Consider the following 14,852-nt stretch of genomic DNA (forward strand, 5'->3'; position numbering starts at 1 on the left):
CGCCGTCCGCGTCGCCGTGGGCGAGCAGCACGCGCCACCACTCCTCGAACGCCTTCCGCATCGCCGAGGCATTCTCCTGGTCGTCCTCCTAGGCGGCCTCGAAGCCAGCGTGGTCGGCGATCTTCTTCAGCTCGGCCAGCGCGTGCTTCTCGATCTGCCGGATCCGCTCGCGCGTCAGACCGTGCTGCTTGCCGACCTCGGTCAGCGTCCGCTCGCGGCCGTCCTCCATGCCGTAGCGGCTGCGGATGATGGAGGCGGTGCGGTCGTCGAGGCGGCCGATCAGGTCGTCCAGCTCCTCGCGGCGGAGCATCACCAGCACCGCGTCCTCCGGGGAGACGGCGCCGGTGTCCTCCACCAGGTCTCCGAACTGGGTCTCGCCCTCGTCGTCGACCGCCATGTTCAGGCTGACCGGGTCGCGGGCCCAGTCCAGCACGTCCTTGATCCGCTGCTCGGTGGTGTCCAGCTCGGCGGCGATCTCGGCGGGCTCGGCCTCGCGGCCCAGCTCCTTGGACTTCTCGCGCTGCACCCGGCGGATCCGGCCGAGCTCCTCGACCAGGTGGACGGGCAGCCGGATGGTGCGGGACTGGTCGGCGATCGAGCGGGTGATCGCCTGGCGGATCCACCACGTCGCGTAGGTGGAGAACTTGAAGCCCTTGGAGTAGTCGAACTTCTCCACCGCGCGGACCAGGCCGGCGTTGCCCTCCTGGATCAGGTCGAGCAGGGGCAGGCCGCTGCGCGGGTAGCGGCGGGCGACGGCGACGACCAGGCGCAGGTTCGACCGGATGAAGACGTCCTTGGCGCGCTCGGCGTCGTCGGCTATCGCCCGGAGCTCCTCCTGGCTGATGCCGTCGGGCTGCTCCTGCTCGTCCAGCAGGTGCTGGGCGAAGACCCCGGCCTCGATGCGCAGGGACAGCTCGACCTCCTCGGCGGCGTCGAGCAGGGGCGTCCTGGCGATCTCGTCGAGGTACATGCCGACCAGGTCGCGGTCGGCTTCGAGGTTGGTCGGCCGGGCGGTGCGCGCCCGATCGGCCCTGTCGCGTACGACGGCACGGGTGGCCATGCTTGCTCCCTCACTGACGAGGCCGGGGGCGCTCCGATCCGCCGCCTGGCACAACCGTGTGGGCCATTTCCCGGCTCACACGTAACGATCCAACGCACAGAAATCGGACAACATTCCCAAGTGGCTCAGTTTTTCGGAGGGCATGCAGTATCCTGCCGATTTTCATCCCGGCCATCGACGCAGCGTGACGCGGTTCGCACACCGCGCGTCCACCCGCCGCCACCGGATCGGCGCGGGGCCTTCGCGACACATCCGCACAACCGATGCCGAATCGCTATCCGTCGACCGCCGGTTGGCCCGCCGCCACTGGGAAGGTGACTGTCATGCACCAGTCCACTGGCTCCCGGGCGGCTGCCGCGCCCCCGGTCGGCGGCCGCGGCGGCCGCCGTTCTCCGGTTCAACGTCGGACACTGCTCGGTTGTGCCTGGATCGGGCTGACGAGTGTGCTGCTGTTCGCGGTGCTGCTGGTCCTGGTGAAAGCCGGCTGGTCGCCGCTGTCCCGGCTGGACGACGGCTGTGTGGCGGCGCTGCACCGGTACGCGGTGCGGCACTCGGTGTGGACGGCGGCCATGCAGACGCTCGCCGACCTGGGCTCGCCGTGGACGATGCGCGCCCTGCTCGGCGCCGCCGCGCTGTGGCTGTGGTGCGTGCGCGCCCGGGTGCTGGCCGGCTGGGTGGTGGCCACCGGGCTGCTGGGCTGGGCGGCCAGCGCGGGCGGGCGGGCGCTGATCGGCCGGGCCCGGCCGCACTTCGTCGACCCGGTCGCGGTGGGCTCCGGCATGGGCTTCCCGTCCGGGCACGCGATCGCCTCGGCGGTGACCTGCGGGACGCTGCTGGTGCTGATCTGGCCCCGCGCGGACCGGGCGGTGCGCGCCGTGGCGGGCACCGGTGCGGCGCTCACCGTGCTGGGCGTCGGCTGGACGCGGCTCGCGCTGGGCGTGCACTACCCGTCCGACGTGCTGGCGGGCTGGGCGGCGGCGGCCGCGGTGACGGCCGGGGTGACGCTGGCGGTGGAGCTCTGGCTGCCCGGCCGGTTCGGCCGGGACGTCGGCCGCCTGCACTGGCGGCTGCGGCCCCGGGTGCAGCGGGTGCTGGCCCCGCCGCCGCCACTGGAGCCGGACGGCGAAGCGGGCCACCCCTGACGGTTCGTGAGCAACGTCACAGTCCGCAGCGGCAACCTCCGGGGGAGGGAACGGACGTGGGCGACATTCCGCGTGTTTCCGGGCGGAAACGGTGCTCGTCGGCCGACCCCCCGCGGCGCCCGCGCACCCGCCGCGACCGGCCGGGCAGGCCCCCGCCAGGCACCCGACTCCCCATCGGGTGCCGAGTTGCGGCAGACTTCTGCGGCTGGATGCACCCTGCAACCGGCAGGTGGAGCCCGGACCAGACCGATCTCCCGCAGTTCACGCAGATTTTTCCCACGCAACGCCGGACGGGCACCGATCGACGGGGGGTCCGATGACCATGCACACCGCGGACGGCCCGACCGACCCCTACGATCCCTACGCCCAGCAGCGCGGCCCGTACCCCCCGCAGGACGGGCAGTACCCGGCACCCGACGGGCAGTACCCGGGGCAGGACGGCCAGTACCCGGGGCAGGGCGTTCCGTACTCCCCGCAGGGGGTTCCGTACCTTCCGCAGGGCGTCCCGTACGTTCCGCCGGACCAGCCGACCATGCAGCTCGCGCGGATCCCCGCCGAGTGGGAGCAGTTCGCCCCGGCCGGCTACCCGCCGCCTCCCCCGCTGCCGCCACAGGCCCCGGAGCGTCCGGTGCCCGCGCCGCGGGCGAGCGAGGAGCAGGCGCCGGAGCCGCCGGCGCAGGAGAAGAAGCCTGCCGCCTCGACCGGCCGCAACGGCCTGATCATGGCGCTGGGCTCGCTGGCCTCCCGCGCGCTGGGCTTCGTGCGCAGCGCCGTGATCGTGGCGGCGCTGGCCACCGGCCCGGCCGGCGAGGCGTTCAACGTGGCGAACTCGCTGCCGAACATCGTCTACATGATGCTGATCGGCGGTGTGCTGGCCTCGGTGTTCGTACCGGAGCTGGTGCACGCGATGCAGACCCACAAGGACGGCGGCCAGGCGTACACCGACCGGCTGCTCACCCTGTGCGGGACGATACTCGTGGTGCTGACGCTCGGCGCCTGGCTGTTCGCCCCGCAGATCGTCGACTTCTACTCCGAGTTCGAAGGGGTGCAGCGCGAGCTGGCGATCACCTTCGCCCGCTACTGCCTGCCGCAGATCTTCTTCTACGGCGTCTTCACCCTGCTCGGGCAGGTGCTGAACGCCCGTGACCGGTTCGGCGCGATGATGTGGACGCCGGTGCTGAACAACGTGGTGGCGATCGGCGTGTTCGGCGGCTACCTGGCGATGGGGCACCACGCGTGGGGTGCCGACGAGGTGAGCAGCAGTGACGCGCTGCTGCTGGGCGTCGGCTCGACCCTGGGCATCGTGGTGCAGGCCGCCGCGCTGCTGCCCTCGCTGCGCGCGGCCCGTTTCACCTTCCGGCCGCGCTTCGACTGGCGCGGCGCGGGTCTCACCCGGCCGCTGCGCGCGGCGGGCTGGGCGCTGGCCCTGGTGGTGGCCACCCAGCTGTCCTTCGCGGTGATCACCAGTCTGGGCACCGCCGCAGGCAAGGCGGCGGAGCTGGCGCACATCGCCGGTGGTCGCGGCTTCTCCGCCTACAACAACGCCTACGCGCTGTTCGTGGTCCCGCAGGGCGTGATCACCGTGTCGCTGGTGACCGCGCTGCTGCCGGGGATGGCACGGGCCGCGACGGCGGGCGACTACCGGAAGATCGGCGAGGACCTGTCGGGAGTGCTGCGCTCCTCGGCGGCGATGGTGGTCACGGCCGCCGTGCTGTTCTTCGCGCTGGCACCGCAGATCGCGATGGCCGCGTACGGCTACGGGTCGGATGCCAAGGTGCACGACAACGCGATGGTGATCGCCTCGCTGCTGATGGCCTTCGCGGTCGGCCTGCCCTCGTTCTGCGCCCAGTACGGCCTGGCCCGCGGCTTCTACGCGATGGGCGACGCCAGGACGCCGTTCTGGCTGACCGTGGTCTCCACCGGCACGAACGCCGCGCTGTGCTGGGTGGCGTACGAGACGCTGTCGCTGGAGAACAAGGTGATCGGCATGGCGGTGGCGCACACCGTGGCCGCCACCCTGTCGGTGGTGGTGACGGGTGTCGCGCTGGGCCGCCGCCTGGCGAAGGGCGCTCCCCCGGCTCCGGCGCCGAAGGCCGAGACCCAGGCGGGGACGGGGGCGGTGGACTCGACGATGGTGCTGCGCACGGACGCCTTCGCGCCGGGTGCGAACGCCACCGTGGACCTGGGGACGCGCCGCGGTGCGCGGCGCGGCAGCGGGCTGGAGGGCTTCCGGCTGGTGACCCTGCACCTCGGGCTGGTGCTGGCGTGCCTGCCGGGCGCGTTCGGGGCGCACTGGCTGGCGGGCCGGTTCGGCGAGGGGCTGTTCGGCAGCCTGGCGGGGCTGGCGGCGGGGTCGCTGCTGGTGCTGGTGTCGCTGTTCGCGCTGGCCCGTCCGCTGGGCGTGGGGGCGTCGGTGGCCCCGTTCGCCCGCAAGCTGCGGATCCCGTACCCGACCCCGGCCCCGGCCGCCGGCGGCAAGCACCGCCGCTGAGGGCCCAGCCGCTGAGGGCTCATTGGGCGGGGGCGTCCTCGGCGGCCGCCAGCCAGCCGAGGGCGGCGACCTGGATGCCGGCCTGGAAGCGGCTGCGGGCGTCCATCCGCACCATCAGGTCGGCCATCATCCGGCGGACGGTGCGCAGTGAGACGCCGAGGCGCTGGCCGGCGCGTTCGTCGGTGAGGCCTTCGGCGAGCAGCCGCAGCAGTTCGCGTTCCTGGCCGGTGAGGCCGTGCGGGTCGCGCCGGTCGGGTTCGCCGAGCGGGCGGGCGTGGTCCCAGACCTGGTCGAACAGGGCGCGCAGGGCGGCGACCACGCCGGGGCTCTGGAGCAGGACGGCGCCCTTGCGGGGGTCCTCGGGGTCGATCGGGACGATGGCGGTGGCGTTGTCGACGACGATCATGCGCAGCGGCAGGGTGGGCGCGGTGCGGACGGCGCCGCCGAGGCCGTGCAGCCAGCGGGCGTACTGGACGGTGCTGGGGTCATTACGGACGCTGTCCTGGTAGACGGTGCGCATCCGGACGCCGCGTTCCAGGGTCTCCTGGTCGAGGGTGCGGCTGGCCTCCATCACCTGGGCGGGCTGCGGGCCGCCGGGGGCGAAGGAGAGCACTTCGGCGGTGGCGTCGGAGGCGAGCTGGATCAGCCGGTCGCGGACCTGGTCGAGGCTGGCGAGCATTTCGATGCCGCGCTGTTCGCCGGGGGCGTGCAGGCTGGCGTACTCGGCGATCAGGCCGGCCATCGCGGCGCGGCTGCGTTCCATCTCGCGCTGGCGGCGGGCGGCTTCGGCCTCCTGGTGGGCGAGCAGGGCGGCCAGTCCGCGTTCGGGGTTGACGGCGCGCCAGCGGGTGCCGCAGCTGGTGGGGCGGGTGAGGGCGAGGTCGGCGAGGCGGTCGAGGGCGTCGCAGACCTCGGTCTCGGTGGTGTCGAGGTGGGCGGCGAGGCCGCCGGTGTCGAGGTCGGGGTGCAGCAGCATCGCCCGGTAGACGGCTTCGCCGAAGGCGTCGAGGCCGATCGGGCCGCCGGCGGTCAACGGGCGGACTTCCGGATGCCCTGTCCGGTACCGGTGCGCGTCGCTCTGTTCATTTCGGCCTCCAAGGCGCCGGCTCGCGGCGCTGCCCCCGGGTAGCGTCCTGATCGGGCGTCAGGCTAGCGCCGCCCGACTCCCCTCCAGAACTGACTTGCGGAGATTCTGTCGGACAGGTGGGCGAACAGTGAAGGGTGCCGAGCAACTGTCATCTTCGTGCCAGGCGGAGATCTGTCACCCGTGACGCCCTCCGACGGGGCCCCGGGTTTGTCACGCTGGGTGGGTGTACGCAATCCGTCTGGAGCTGATCCCGCCGCGGCCCGTCCTGGGTCGGCCCGTGGCGGAGGCCGGGGCCGGTCCGGTGCGGCTGGCCCTGATGCGGCTGTCGCTGGACGGGGCCCGGGTGTGCCATGCCCGGGTGCTGTCCGGGCCGGACGGGCTGGCGGCGGTGTGTTTCCTGACCGCCCCTTCGCTGTTGGCCGCGGAGCGGGCGATGCGGGCGGGCGCGGGTGCGCTGGCGGAGCCCGGCGGGCCGCTGGCGGGCTGGTCGGTGGTGCGCTGCGAGGCGGACCCGTGGATCGCGCTCGGGGCGCTGCCGGCGCGGGCCCGGAGCTGACCGGCCGTTGTGCCAGGTCGCGGGCCCGGGGACGACCCGCCGTGGCGCCAGGTCGCTGACGCGCGCCCGGAGTTGAGGCCGGGGCGGCCTGCTGGCCGTTCGGTGTCACGGCACTCTGGTGCCAGCTCCGGATGCTGACGCGGGGGTGCCGGCCGGGCCACTCTTGGTGATGTCGGCAGGACGGCGGAGCGAGACCGCGGGAGCAGCCCCCGGCGGGGGCCGCGGATCGCACCGGAGACCTGACGGCTGTTCACACCACGCGGCCCCGGCGGCAGCCCGGGGATCGGCCGAACGCGAGAGGATCGGGCACTCCCATGACGCTGAACATCCGTTTTGTCACGATTGCCGCTCTGGGTGCGATGTTGGTGGGCGGCGTCGCCACCGCAGCCGAGCTGGCAGGGCCGAACGGGCCGAGCGCGGTGGTCACGGCGGACGGCGTCGTCGCGGGCGAGCCGCAGACGCCGACGGACGCGGGCGCGCAGGCGATCGTGGTCGGCCCGACCCCGCCGGCCACCCCGTCGCCGTCGGGCAGCCCGACCTCGACCGAGCCGCCGCACTCGGACACCTGGGGCTGGGGCTGACCGGGCCGGGCGGCGGGGCCGGGGAGGCGTCCGGATGACCATCGCACTGGAACGCCCGCTGGCGCAGCGGGCCGGGTCGCACCAGTTCCCGCTCGCCGCGGCCGCGGCGGCGAGCCCGACCAGGGTGCTGCTGGCCGACCGTCACCACCTGTTCCGGTCGGGGCTGGGGGCCCTGCTGGACCGGGAGGAGGACCTCGCGGTGGTCGCCGAGGCGGTCGGCGGCGAGGAGGCCGCGGCGGCGGCGCCCGGGGCGCGCCCGGCGGTCGTGGTGCTCGGCCTGGACGCCGAGCAGCCGGACCCGGCGGCCGCCGCGCGGCGGGTGCAGCTCGCCGCGCCGGGCGCCGCGGTGCTGCTGCTGGTCCCGGCCCTGCCGCGGACGGCGCAGGACCGGCGGGCGCTGGTGGAGGGCGCGGCCGGGGTGCTGTTGAAGGACGTGCAGGCGCCGGCGCTGATCGCGGCGGTGCGCGAACTGGCCCGGGGCGGGCGGGTGTACGACCCGCGGCTGGTGCTGGAGGTGGTGCGTGCCGGGCAGGCGGGGCCGCTCAGCCGCCGGGAGCTGGCGGTGCTGGGCGAGATCGCCGAGGGCAGCACGGTGCAGGAGGCCGCGACGGCGCTGTCGCTGTCGCCCGGGACGGTGCGCAACTACGTGTCGGCGGCGATCGCCAAGACCGGGGCGCGCAACCGGTGCGACGCGATCCGGATCGCCCGCGAGTGCGGCTGGCTGTAGTTCGACCCGAAGTTCGCCGACGACCCGTCAGATTCCCGCTGACGGGTCGCAGGCGTGCGTCCGGACGGCCCGCCCGGTGCGGGTTCAGTAGTTCTCGCCGAAGCCCTCCCCGGCGCGGGCGGCGTCCACCACGTCGGCGAAGCCGTGCGCGGTGCGCGGCAGGCCGGCGGGGCGGCTGCCGATCAGGAACTCGCCGACCGAGGATTCGGCCGTCCAGTCGAGGCCGAGGGCGCGGGCGGCGGCGTCGGTGTCGCCGGAGCCGAGTCCGCAGGGGGCCAGGCCCATGGCGGTGGCCACCAGGTAGAGGGTCTGGTAGAGCACGCCGACGTGCTTGAGGGTCAGCGCGTAGGCGATCTGGCTGTACTTCCAGGACAGCCGGCCGAACCGGCTGGTGACGGTGAGCAGCACCTGCGGGTCGACGGTGCAGGCGGTGGCCCGCCAGGCGGCGGTCACGAGTTCGCTGAACGCGCTCTCCTCGCCCGGGTGTTGGAACGGGCGGGGGCGCAGCCGGTGGGCGGCGGCGTCGTAGCGGTAGACGCCGGGTTCGAGGCCGACGCACTTGACGACGGAGAGGTAGACCTCCAGTTCGCCGGTGGCGCCGCCGGCCGGGTAGGGGCGTTCGACGCCGTCGTAGCCGTGCGGGTCGGCGGGGTCGCCGGGGATGACGCGGCGGACCCGGGCCACCCGGTAGAGCAGTTCGGCGAGTTGGTCCAGCGTCACCGGGGTCTCGGCGTAGGAGCGGACCGAGCGGCGGCCTTCGAGGACCTCGCTGAGGGCGGGGTCGCGGGCGACCACGGTCTCCCAGTCGGGGACGGGCAGGTCGATGCCCTCGCCCTCCTCGCGGGCGCCGGGGCCGGAGACGGCGGGCAGTTGCGGGACGTCCTGGTGGGCGAAGACGCCGCCGGTCGGGTAGTCGTGCCGGCCGGGGCGGCTGCGGGCGTGGAACAGCAGGTCGTGGAAGTCCCAGAGCGGGGCTTCGGCGCCCTGGCCGGCGTCCAGGAAGCCGCCGCCGGCGAGCAGTCCGGCCAGTGCCTCGCCCTCGCCGGGGGACATGCCGGACAGCAGGGCGGCGTCCTCGGCGGTGCGGGAGGTGCTGAGCGCGGCCACGAAGGCGCCGGCGCAGGCCCGGTGGAGGACCAGCCGGAACGGGGCCATCGGGGATTCCAGCACGCAGGACTCGCCGTGGCCGTCCGGCAGGCGGCGCAGGTAGGCGAACCGGGACAGCACCAACTGGCCGGTGGGGCGGGCGAATCCGGGCAGCGCGGCGGCGCGGGCGATCGGCACGGCGGTGGCCAGCGGGTCGCCGAGCGGGTCGGTGACGGTGGTGGTGACCAGGTACGGGAAGCGTTCGAGGAGCTTGAGCAGCCGGACCTGGTCGAGGGCGAGCTCGTCGAGGTCGGCGTCGGTGCGGGTGAGTTCGTCGAGGGCGGCGACGGTGCGCTCGCCGAGGGCGTGGACGCGCTGGCGGCCCCACGGGTGGGCGAGTTCGACGTCGGCGCCCTGGGCGGTGACGTCCACCTCGGGGCGCAGCCGCAGCAGGCGGCGCAGCGGGCGGTGGCCTCCGGTGGCGGGGGCGGGCGGCAGGTGTTCGATGACGGTCATGGGTACCTCCCCGGGTGGGCGGGGCAGCCGGGCCGGGCTGCCCCGCGCTTCGGTCAGATGAAGATCGGGATCGGGTTGAGCGCGCTCTCCGGGGTCGGGGTGTCCAGCCAGCCGAGCCGGACGGGGACGTCGTAGAGCCGGCCGGGGGCGAAGCGGGCCCAGAAGTGCCGCATGCCGGGGACGATCACCCGGGCGACGGGCAGGCCGACGTCGGGGCGGGTCTGGTCGGCGACCAGGAACTCCATGCCGTGGTCCTCGACGATCCGCTGGACGAGCGCGAGGTCGTCGGCGAGGTCGGCGCCGGCCAGCGGCAGCCAGGAGGCGGGGGTGGCGCGCGGGGCGTTCGGGTCGGGCAGCAGGTAGGGCTGGTTGGCGACGGTGGCGGTGGTCCACCAGGCCTTCTGCTCGGGGTCGGCGCCCGCGTAGCCGACCCGGCCGTGTTCGTCGCCGGCGACGGGGCCGAGGAACTGGTTCATCTCGGTGAGGGCGCGGGTGAGCGCGATGTGCGGGTCGAGGTGCGCGCCGAACGCGATCAGCACGTCCTCGTGGGTGCCGGAGCCGGGGGCGGCGTCGAGGCGGCGGGAGAACGCGCCGACCACCGGGATGCCGAAGTCGGCGGTCAGGTCGAGGGCCCAGATCTCGCGGCGCAGGCCCCGGTAGACCTCGCGCAGCTGGTCGATGTACGGGTCGCCGAAGGCGTCGAGGTCGATGCCGGGGCGCTGCACGCGGTTGTACCACCAGAGGGCGACGGCGTCGCGTTCGACGAGTTCCAGGAAGCCCTGCAGGACGGCGTCCTCGAAGGAGGTGCCGGCGGCGCAGCCGTTGGAGTCGCCGGCGGCGTAGAACCGGCCGCGGTGCCGGTAGCCGTAGTACATGGCCTGGGTGGGCAGCCAGCGGTGGCGCTGCTCGGTGAGCGACCAGGCCGGGGACCATTCGATCGGGTCGTCGGGGCGGAAGGGCTCGGGGACGACGTTGAACATCGACTGCTTGACGTTCCAGCGGTCGCGTTCGGCGTACTGCTTCGCCGAGTAGAGCAGGGTGCGTTCGGGGTGGATCGCGGCGTCGCCGAGTTCGGCGAAGGTGGCGAGGCGGCGGGCCTCGTCGCCCTGGAAGACGCCGGAGAAGCGTTCCATGGCCTCGCCGAGCGCGGAGGCCCGGGCCTGCACGTCGGTGCGGCCCTTGCCGCAGCTGACCGAGCGCAGTCCGGTGCGCAGCTGCTTGAGGTCGCCGCTCTGCCGGGACAGGTTCTGCCCGGAGACGTAGACCCGCAGGCCGGTGGGGGTGCGGGCGGCGGGGACGAGGGTGGTGACCACGCCGGTGATCGGGCTGAGCTGGGGGCGGTACTTCTCCAGCATGTCCTCGGGCGCGGCGGAGCGGTGGCCGCCGTCGGCGGTGAACGCCTTGGGGCGGGACTCGAAGGCGACGGGGGCGAGTTGGCGCCTGGTCATCATGGTGTCGTCGCCGCAGGACGGGCACTGCGGGCGGCGGACCAGGACGTGCTTCTCGCTCTCCAGCAGCACGGTGTCCAGGGTGGTGACGGCGGGCTGCGGGGGGCGGGCGCCGGCCAGCCACTTGGCGGTCTCCAGGGCGGCGAGCTGGGTGCCGAGGGCGAGGGTGGCGGGCAGGTGGGCGCCGGCGGTGGAGATCGGCTCGTCCTGGCCGAGGCGGTGCTGGAGGTAGCTGAGCGACTGGCGGTTGGCGGACAGCCGGTGCGCGAGGCACTCCCAGCAGCCGGAGCCGTCGGCGTGCGCGGCGTCCGGGGCGTCCGGGCTGAACACGGGGCCGACCCAGACGATCGAGCCGACCGGGCGGGCCAGCAGCCAGGGGCGGCCGTCGGCGAGGGCCTGCCGGTTGCGGTCGGCGAGGCCGGGGTGCAGGTAGTCCTCGGTGAGGGCGACGGTGAACGCGGCGTCCTGGTCGACCCGCACGCCGGCGGCGGCCAGCGCGTCCAGGAACGGCGCGGCCTCCAGGTCGCCGTAGACCTCGACCCGGACGGTCGCGCCGCGCAGGGCGGTCATCGCGGTGTCGCCGTCCTGCCCGGCCATCTCGAAGAAGGCCGCGCCGGGGCGGTCGGTGGCCGGGTCGGCGGCGGTGACCCAGCCGCCGGCCCGGAGCTTGTCGACGCCCGCGTCGACCTTGTCGGCGGGGACGACGCCGTCCAGGGCGGCCCCGATCTGTTCAGCCGTACGGGTGCCGTCCAGCAGCGGGGCGAGGGCCTGGGCGAGCCTGCCGTCGACCACCGAGACGCCGCGCTCGGAGACCAGGTAGACGGCCTCGCCGTCGACCACGTACGGGGTGAAGTGGCGTTTGAAGCCGATGAGTTCGGACATGGCGGGGTACTCCTCGAAGCGGCGGGCGGTCAGCGCAGGGTGGCGAGCGGGGCGGCGGAGGTGTCGTGCTGGCGCAGCAGCAGCAGGCCGACGGCGACGGTGCCGTCCAGCGCGCCGAGGTTGACGGCGTCCTGCACCGCTCGGTCGGGGAACCAGGTGCCGTGCAGGCGGTGGCGGGTGAGCAGTTCGCGGACCATCAGGCCGGCCGCCTCCCGGCCGTCGTAGAACGGGCCGGGCAGCAGCGCCTCGGCGTCGTCGGGCAGCGTGTGGACCAGGCCCGCCTCGGCGGCGGTGAGGGCCTCGGTGGCGGCGGACAGCAGGGCCCGGCCGGTGAGCGCGGCCAGTTCGGGGCCGGTGACGGGCGGGGCGAGGGCGCCCAGGTCGGCGCCGTCCACGGCGTCCGCGCCGAGCGAGACGGCGGTGTCCAGGCAGGCGAGGCGGCCGGCCCGGGTGGCGGTGGCGAAGCGGTGCCCGCGCAGCCGGGCCCGGACGGCCTCGGGGTCGGCGAGCAGCGCGGGGGCCTCGGCGACGGTGCGGGCGAGGGCGGCGGCGATCGAGTCGGGGCCGCCGGGGACGAGTTCCCGGAAGTCGAACGGGGCGTCGTCCGCGCCGAGTCGATCGACCGCGCCGGCCGCCAGGGTGCGGATCGCCCGGTCGGTGTCGGCGTGGCCGGGGCCGGCGGCGCGGCGCAGCCGGAGCAGGTTGAGCAGCAGGCCGGCGGTGCCGAGCGGCATGTCGTGGTGCGGGTTGCGGGTGGGGCGGCCGGGCCGGTTGGAGGCGGATTCGGCGACCGACAGCGCGCCGGGCACCAGGGCCTGGGCGGCGGCCAGGAAGTCGGCTTCGCCGAGCAGCAGTCCGCCGCGGGCCAGGCCGTGGATGATCGCGCCGGGGCCGAACAGCCCGCCGGGGACGGGGGCGCCGGAGGCGAGCCGGGAGTCGGCGGCGAACGCGAAGGCCTTCGGCTCCCGCGGGTCGATCAGGGCGGCGGCCTCGGCGAGCAGGCCGTGGGCGGCGCGGTGGAAGCGGGGTTCGCCGGTGGCGGACCAGAGTTCGGCGAGGAACAGGGCGATGCCGAGGGTGCCGGAGGCGAGGTCGGGGCCGAGCACCTCGACCTGGCGCAGGCCGGTGCCGGGGTACCAGCCCTGGGCGACCCAGCCGGTGCCGCGCCGGGCGGCGAGGATGCGGTCGCCGACGGCGACGGCTTCGGTGAGCAGCTCGCCGGGGGTGGGCGGTTCGGCGGCGGCCAGTGGGCGCACCGGCTTGACGGGCGGCTGTTCGGTGCCGGCCCGGGCGGCGTCGATGCAGCCGGACAGCACGGCGACGTGGGTGTCCAGGTCGAAGCCGTCGAGTTCGGCGACCCGCTGCTGCAGGCGCTGCCAGCCGGTGGAGCGGAAGTGTCCGGGGATCTCCCGGCCGTCGGCGGTGAACACCGAGGAGGAGGTGGTCAGCGAGCGGAAGAACGGGATGTCCAGGGTGCGGAAGGAGTCGAGTTCGGCGAGCACCACCTCCAGCAGGTCGCCGCGGTCGGCGTCGCCGGAGCGGGCGGTGACGGCGCCGCGCAGCGCGCCCGCGATCACGGTCTCCCGGGTGGCGCCGTCGTCCAGGGCGAGCGGGCTGGTGGAGGCCCGCAGAATCTTGTAGCCGTCCCAGGTGTGGCGCCAGATGTAGCGCACCCAGACGCCCCGGAATCCGCTCAACGGGCCTTCGGGGTCGGCGAGTTCGCCGCGCAGGCGGTGCAGGGCGGCGTGCATCTCGCGGTAGCCGTCGATCACCTCGTCGGTGTACTGCCAGGGGTCGGCGGGCTGCCCGTCGTGCACCGGGCGGTAGGCGGTGATGGGCAGCGCGGGCACGCCGGGGACGATCTCCAGGCTGCCGACCCGGGACAGGCAGCCGATGTCGAGGGCGTCGGTGCGTCCGGCGGGCGTCCAGGCCTGGAAGGCCATCGCGGTGCGCACCACGGTGGTCTCCAGTTCGTCCAGCAGCGCGTGCTGGGACTCCTTCAGCACCGGCGGGGCCTGCACCCGGGGGTACAGCAGGCACTCCAGGTCGATCAGCACGGGGTGCTCGCCGTCGGCGAGCAGGTTGTCCGCCCACAGGTCGCGGCCCTCCAGCAGCTGGACCAGGCGGATCGTCATGCCGAGGCGGCGGTAGAACCGGGCGAAGCCCGCCGGGTCGGCGCATTCGCGGGACGGGACGAGCTCCTCCCAGCCGTAGTCGCCGGAGCAGTCGGTGCTGAGCGAGGCGCCGTGGCCGTCGTCGCCCCGGTCGGAGCGGACCAGCACGGTACGCAGCGGCAGGTCGAGGGAGAGTTCGCGGTTGAGCCGTTCGACCAGGCCGAGGAAGGCGGTGGCGTGCCGCATGTCCTTGGGCTTGTAGACGACGCCCGCGCCGGACTCGAAGCGCAGCAGCGCCACCGAGCGGCCCTGGGCGTGGCGGTCGCCGGCGTCGCCGTGCACCGCGTCGAGCGCGCCGGGGTCGGCGCCGTCCCACATCTGCTCGACCAGGCCGGCCCGGTCGGCGGCGAGGCGGGCGAACAGTTCGGTGTACATCTCCTGCCACTGCCGGCAGACGGTGCCGATCAGGTAGGCCAGGGCGGGCAGCCGCTCCAGGCGGGCGAGCCAGCCGGCGGTGGAGGCGTCCGGGCCGCCCTCGGCGTCCCAGCCGGTGGCGCGGGGACGGCCGGTGGCGAGTTGGAACTCCTGGCACAGGGTCAGGTTGGCGACCTCGACCAGCCGGCCGGTGAGGGTGCCGACCACGTCGGCGCGGCCCTTCGCGGTGACGGGGACGCCGAGGATCACGCCGTCGCCGGCGGGCAGCAGGGCGTCGGCGGCGGCCACGAAGCCGGCCGCGATCGCACCCGGGCCGGTGGCGGCCTCGGCGCTCTGGGCGCGCAGGAACACGGCCAGCGGGTACGCCCAGGACGGCAGCCTGGCCGGGTCGGCGAGGCGGACGCGGCGCAGGCCCTCGCCGAGCGGGCGGCCGGTCTCGGCGAGGTGGTCGAGCAGCACCCCGGCGGAGCGCTGGTCGCCGGCGGCGCGGCGCAGCCAGGTCTCCACGGCGGCGGCGCGGCTGCGGCGGTCCTCGGCCGGGTCGGGGACGAACAGCGCCCGGCCGTCGTCGCGGGCGGCGGCGCGTTCCTCGAAGCTCGCGGCGGCGGCGATCACGGCGTGCAGGCGTTCGTCGGCGCCGGGGAGGCCGGGCAGCAGGGCGGCGGCGCGGGCCCGGTCGCCGGGGCTTGCGGCGGTGCGGAGCCAGGTCTGCATTTCGAGCGACATC

10 protein-coding genes are annotated in these 14,852 nt (G+C 75.0%); 5 read left to right on the forward strand and 5 right to left on the reverse strand.

The window, feature by feature from the left end; genetic code table 11:
- Nucleotides 1-88: 88 nt before the first annotated feature.
- Entirely contained in the window at nt 89-1,060 is a 972-nt protein-coding gene (locus ACWEMJ_RS17900) for a sigma-70 family RNA polymerase sigma factor (RefSeq protein ID WP_452138009.1), read from the reverse strand.
- Between the two features lie 323 nt (nt 1,061-1,383).
- Here ACWEMJ_RS17900 and ACWEMJ_RS17905 point away from each other — a divergent pair, with 323 nt between their 5' ends.
- On the forward strand, nt 1,384-2,202 hold the full coding sequence (locus ACWEMJ_RS17905; RefSeq protein ID WP_452138010.1) for a phosphatase PAP2 family protein: 819 nt from the start codon (nt 1,384-1,386) through the stop codon (nt 2,200-2,202).
- Between the two features lie 316 nt (nt 2,203-2,518).
- The gene (murJ, locus tag ACWEMJ_RS17910) at nt 2,519-4,693 is read left to right on the forward strand and encodes a murein biosynthesis integral membrane protein MurJ (protein WP_452138011.1); all 2,175 of its coding nucleotides are present in this window, start codon (nt 2,519-2,521) and stop codon (nt 4,691-4,693) included.
- 19 nt (nt 4,694-4,712) lie between these two features.
- Here murJ and ACWEMJ_RS17915 read toward each other — a convergent pair whose 3' ends face one another.
- On the reverse strand, nt 4,713-5,726 hold the full coding sequence (locus ACWEMJ_RS17915) for a LuxR C-terminal-related transcriptional regulator (protein WP_452138012.1): 1,014 nt from the start codon (nt 5,724-5,726) through the stop codon (nt 4,713-4,715).
- Between the two features lie 277 nt (nt 5,727-6,003).
- Between ACWEMJ_RS17915 and ACWEMJ_RS17920 the strand changes: the two genes are divergently transcribed.
- The 3 genes from ACWEMJ_RS17920 to ACWEMJ_RS17930 all read left to right on the forward strand — a co-directional run bounded on the left by ACWEMJ_RS17920 (nt 6,004) and on the right by ACWEMJ_RS17930 (nt 7,644).
- On the forward strand, nt 6,004-6,336 hold the full coding sequence (locus ACWEMJ_RS17920; protein WP_452138013.1) for a hypothetical protein: 333 nt from the start codon (nt 6,004-6,006) through the stop codon (nt 6,334-6,336).
- Between the two features lie 314 nt (nt 6,337-6,650).
- Nucleotides 6,651-6,917, forward strand: a complete 267-nt coding sequence (locus ACWEMJ_RS17925; protein WP_452138014.1) for a hypothetical protein — start codon at nt 6,651-6,653, stop codon at nt 6,915-6,917.
- Between the two features lie 34 nt (nt 6,918-6,951).
- Nucleotides 6,952-7,644: a response regulator transcription factor gene (locus ACWEMJ_RS17930; RefSeq protein ID WP_452138015.1), complete on the forward strand. Its 693-nt coding sequence runs from the start codon at nt 6,952-6,954 to the stop codon at nt 7,642-7,644.
- Nucleotides 7,645-7,728: 84 nt separating this feature from the next.
- Here the strand turns inward: ACWEMJ_RS17930 and ACWEMJ_RS17935 are convergent, their stop codons facing one another.
- Genes ACWEMJ_RS17935 through ACWEMJ_RS17945 form a run of 3 tightly spaced genes read right to left on the reverse strand, consistent with a single transcriptional unit; the run spans nt 7,729 to nt 14,851 of the window.
- Nucleotides 7,729-9,246, reverse strand: a complete 1,518-nt coding sequence (locus ACWEMJ_RS17935) for a SagB family peptide dehydrogenase (RefSeq protein ID WP_452138016.1) — start codon at nt 9,244-9,246, stop codon at nt 7,729-7,731.
- Between the two features lie 53 nt (nt 9,247-9,299).
- Nucleotides 9,300-11,576: a TOMM precursor leader peptide-binding protein gene (locus ACWEMJ_RS17940; protein WP_452138017.1), complete on the reverse strand. Its 2,277-nt coding sequence runs from the start codon at nt 11,574-11,576 to the stop codon at nt 9,300-9,302.
- A 29-nt stretch (nt 11,577-11,605) separates the two neighbouring features.
- Nucleotides 11,606-14,851: a DUF4135 domain-containing protein gene (locus ACWEMJ_RS17945; protein WP_452138018.1), complete on the reverse strand. Its 3,246-nt coding sequence runs from the start codon at nt 14,849-14,851 to the stop codon at nt 11,606-11,608.
- Nucleotide 14,852 lies beyond the last annotated feature (1 nt).

The sequence above is a fragment of the Kitasatospora sp. NPDC004531 genome (assembly GCF_053602195.1).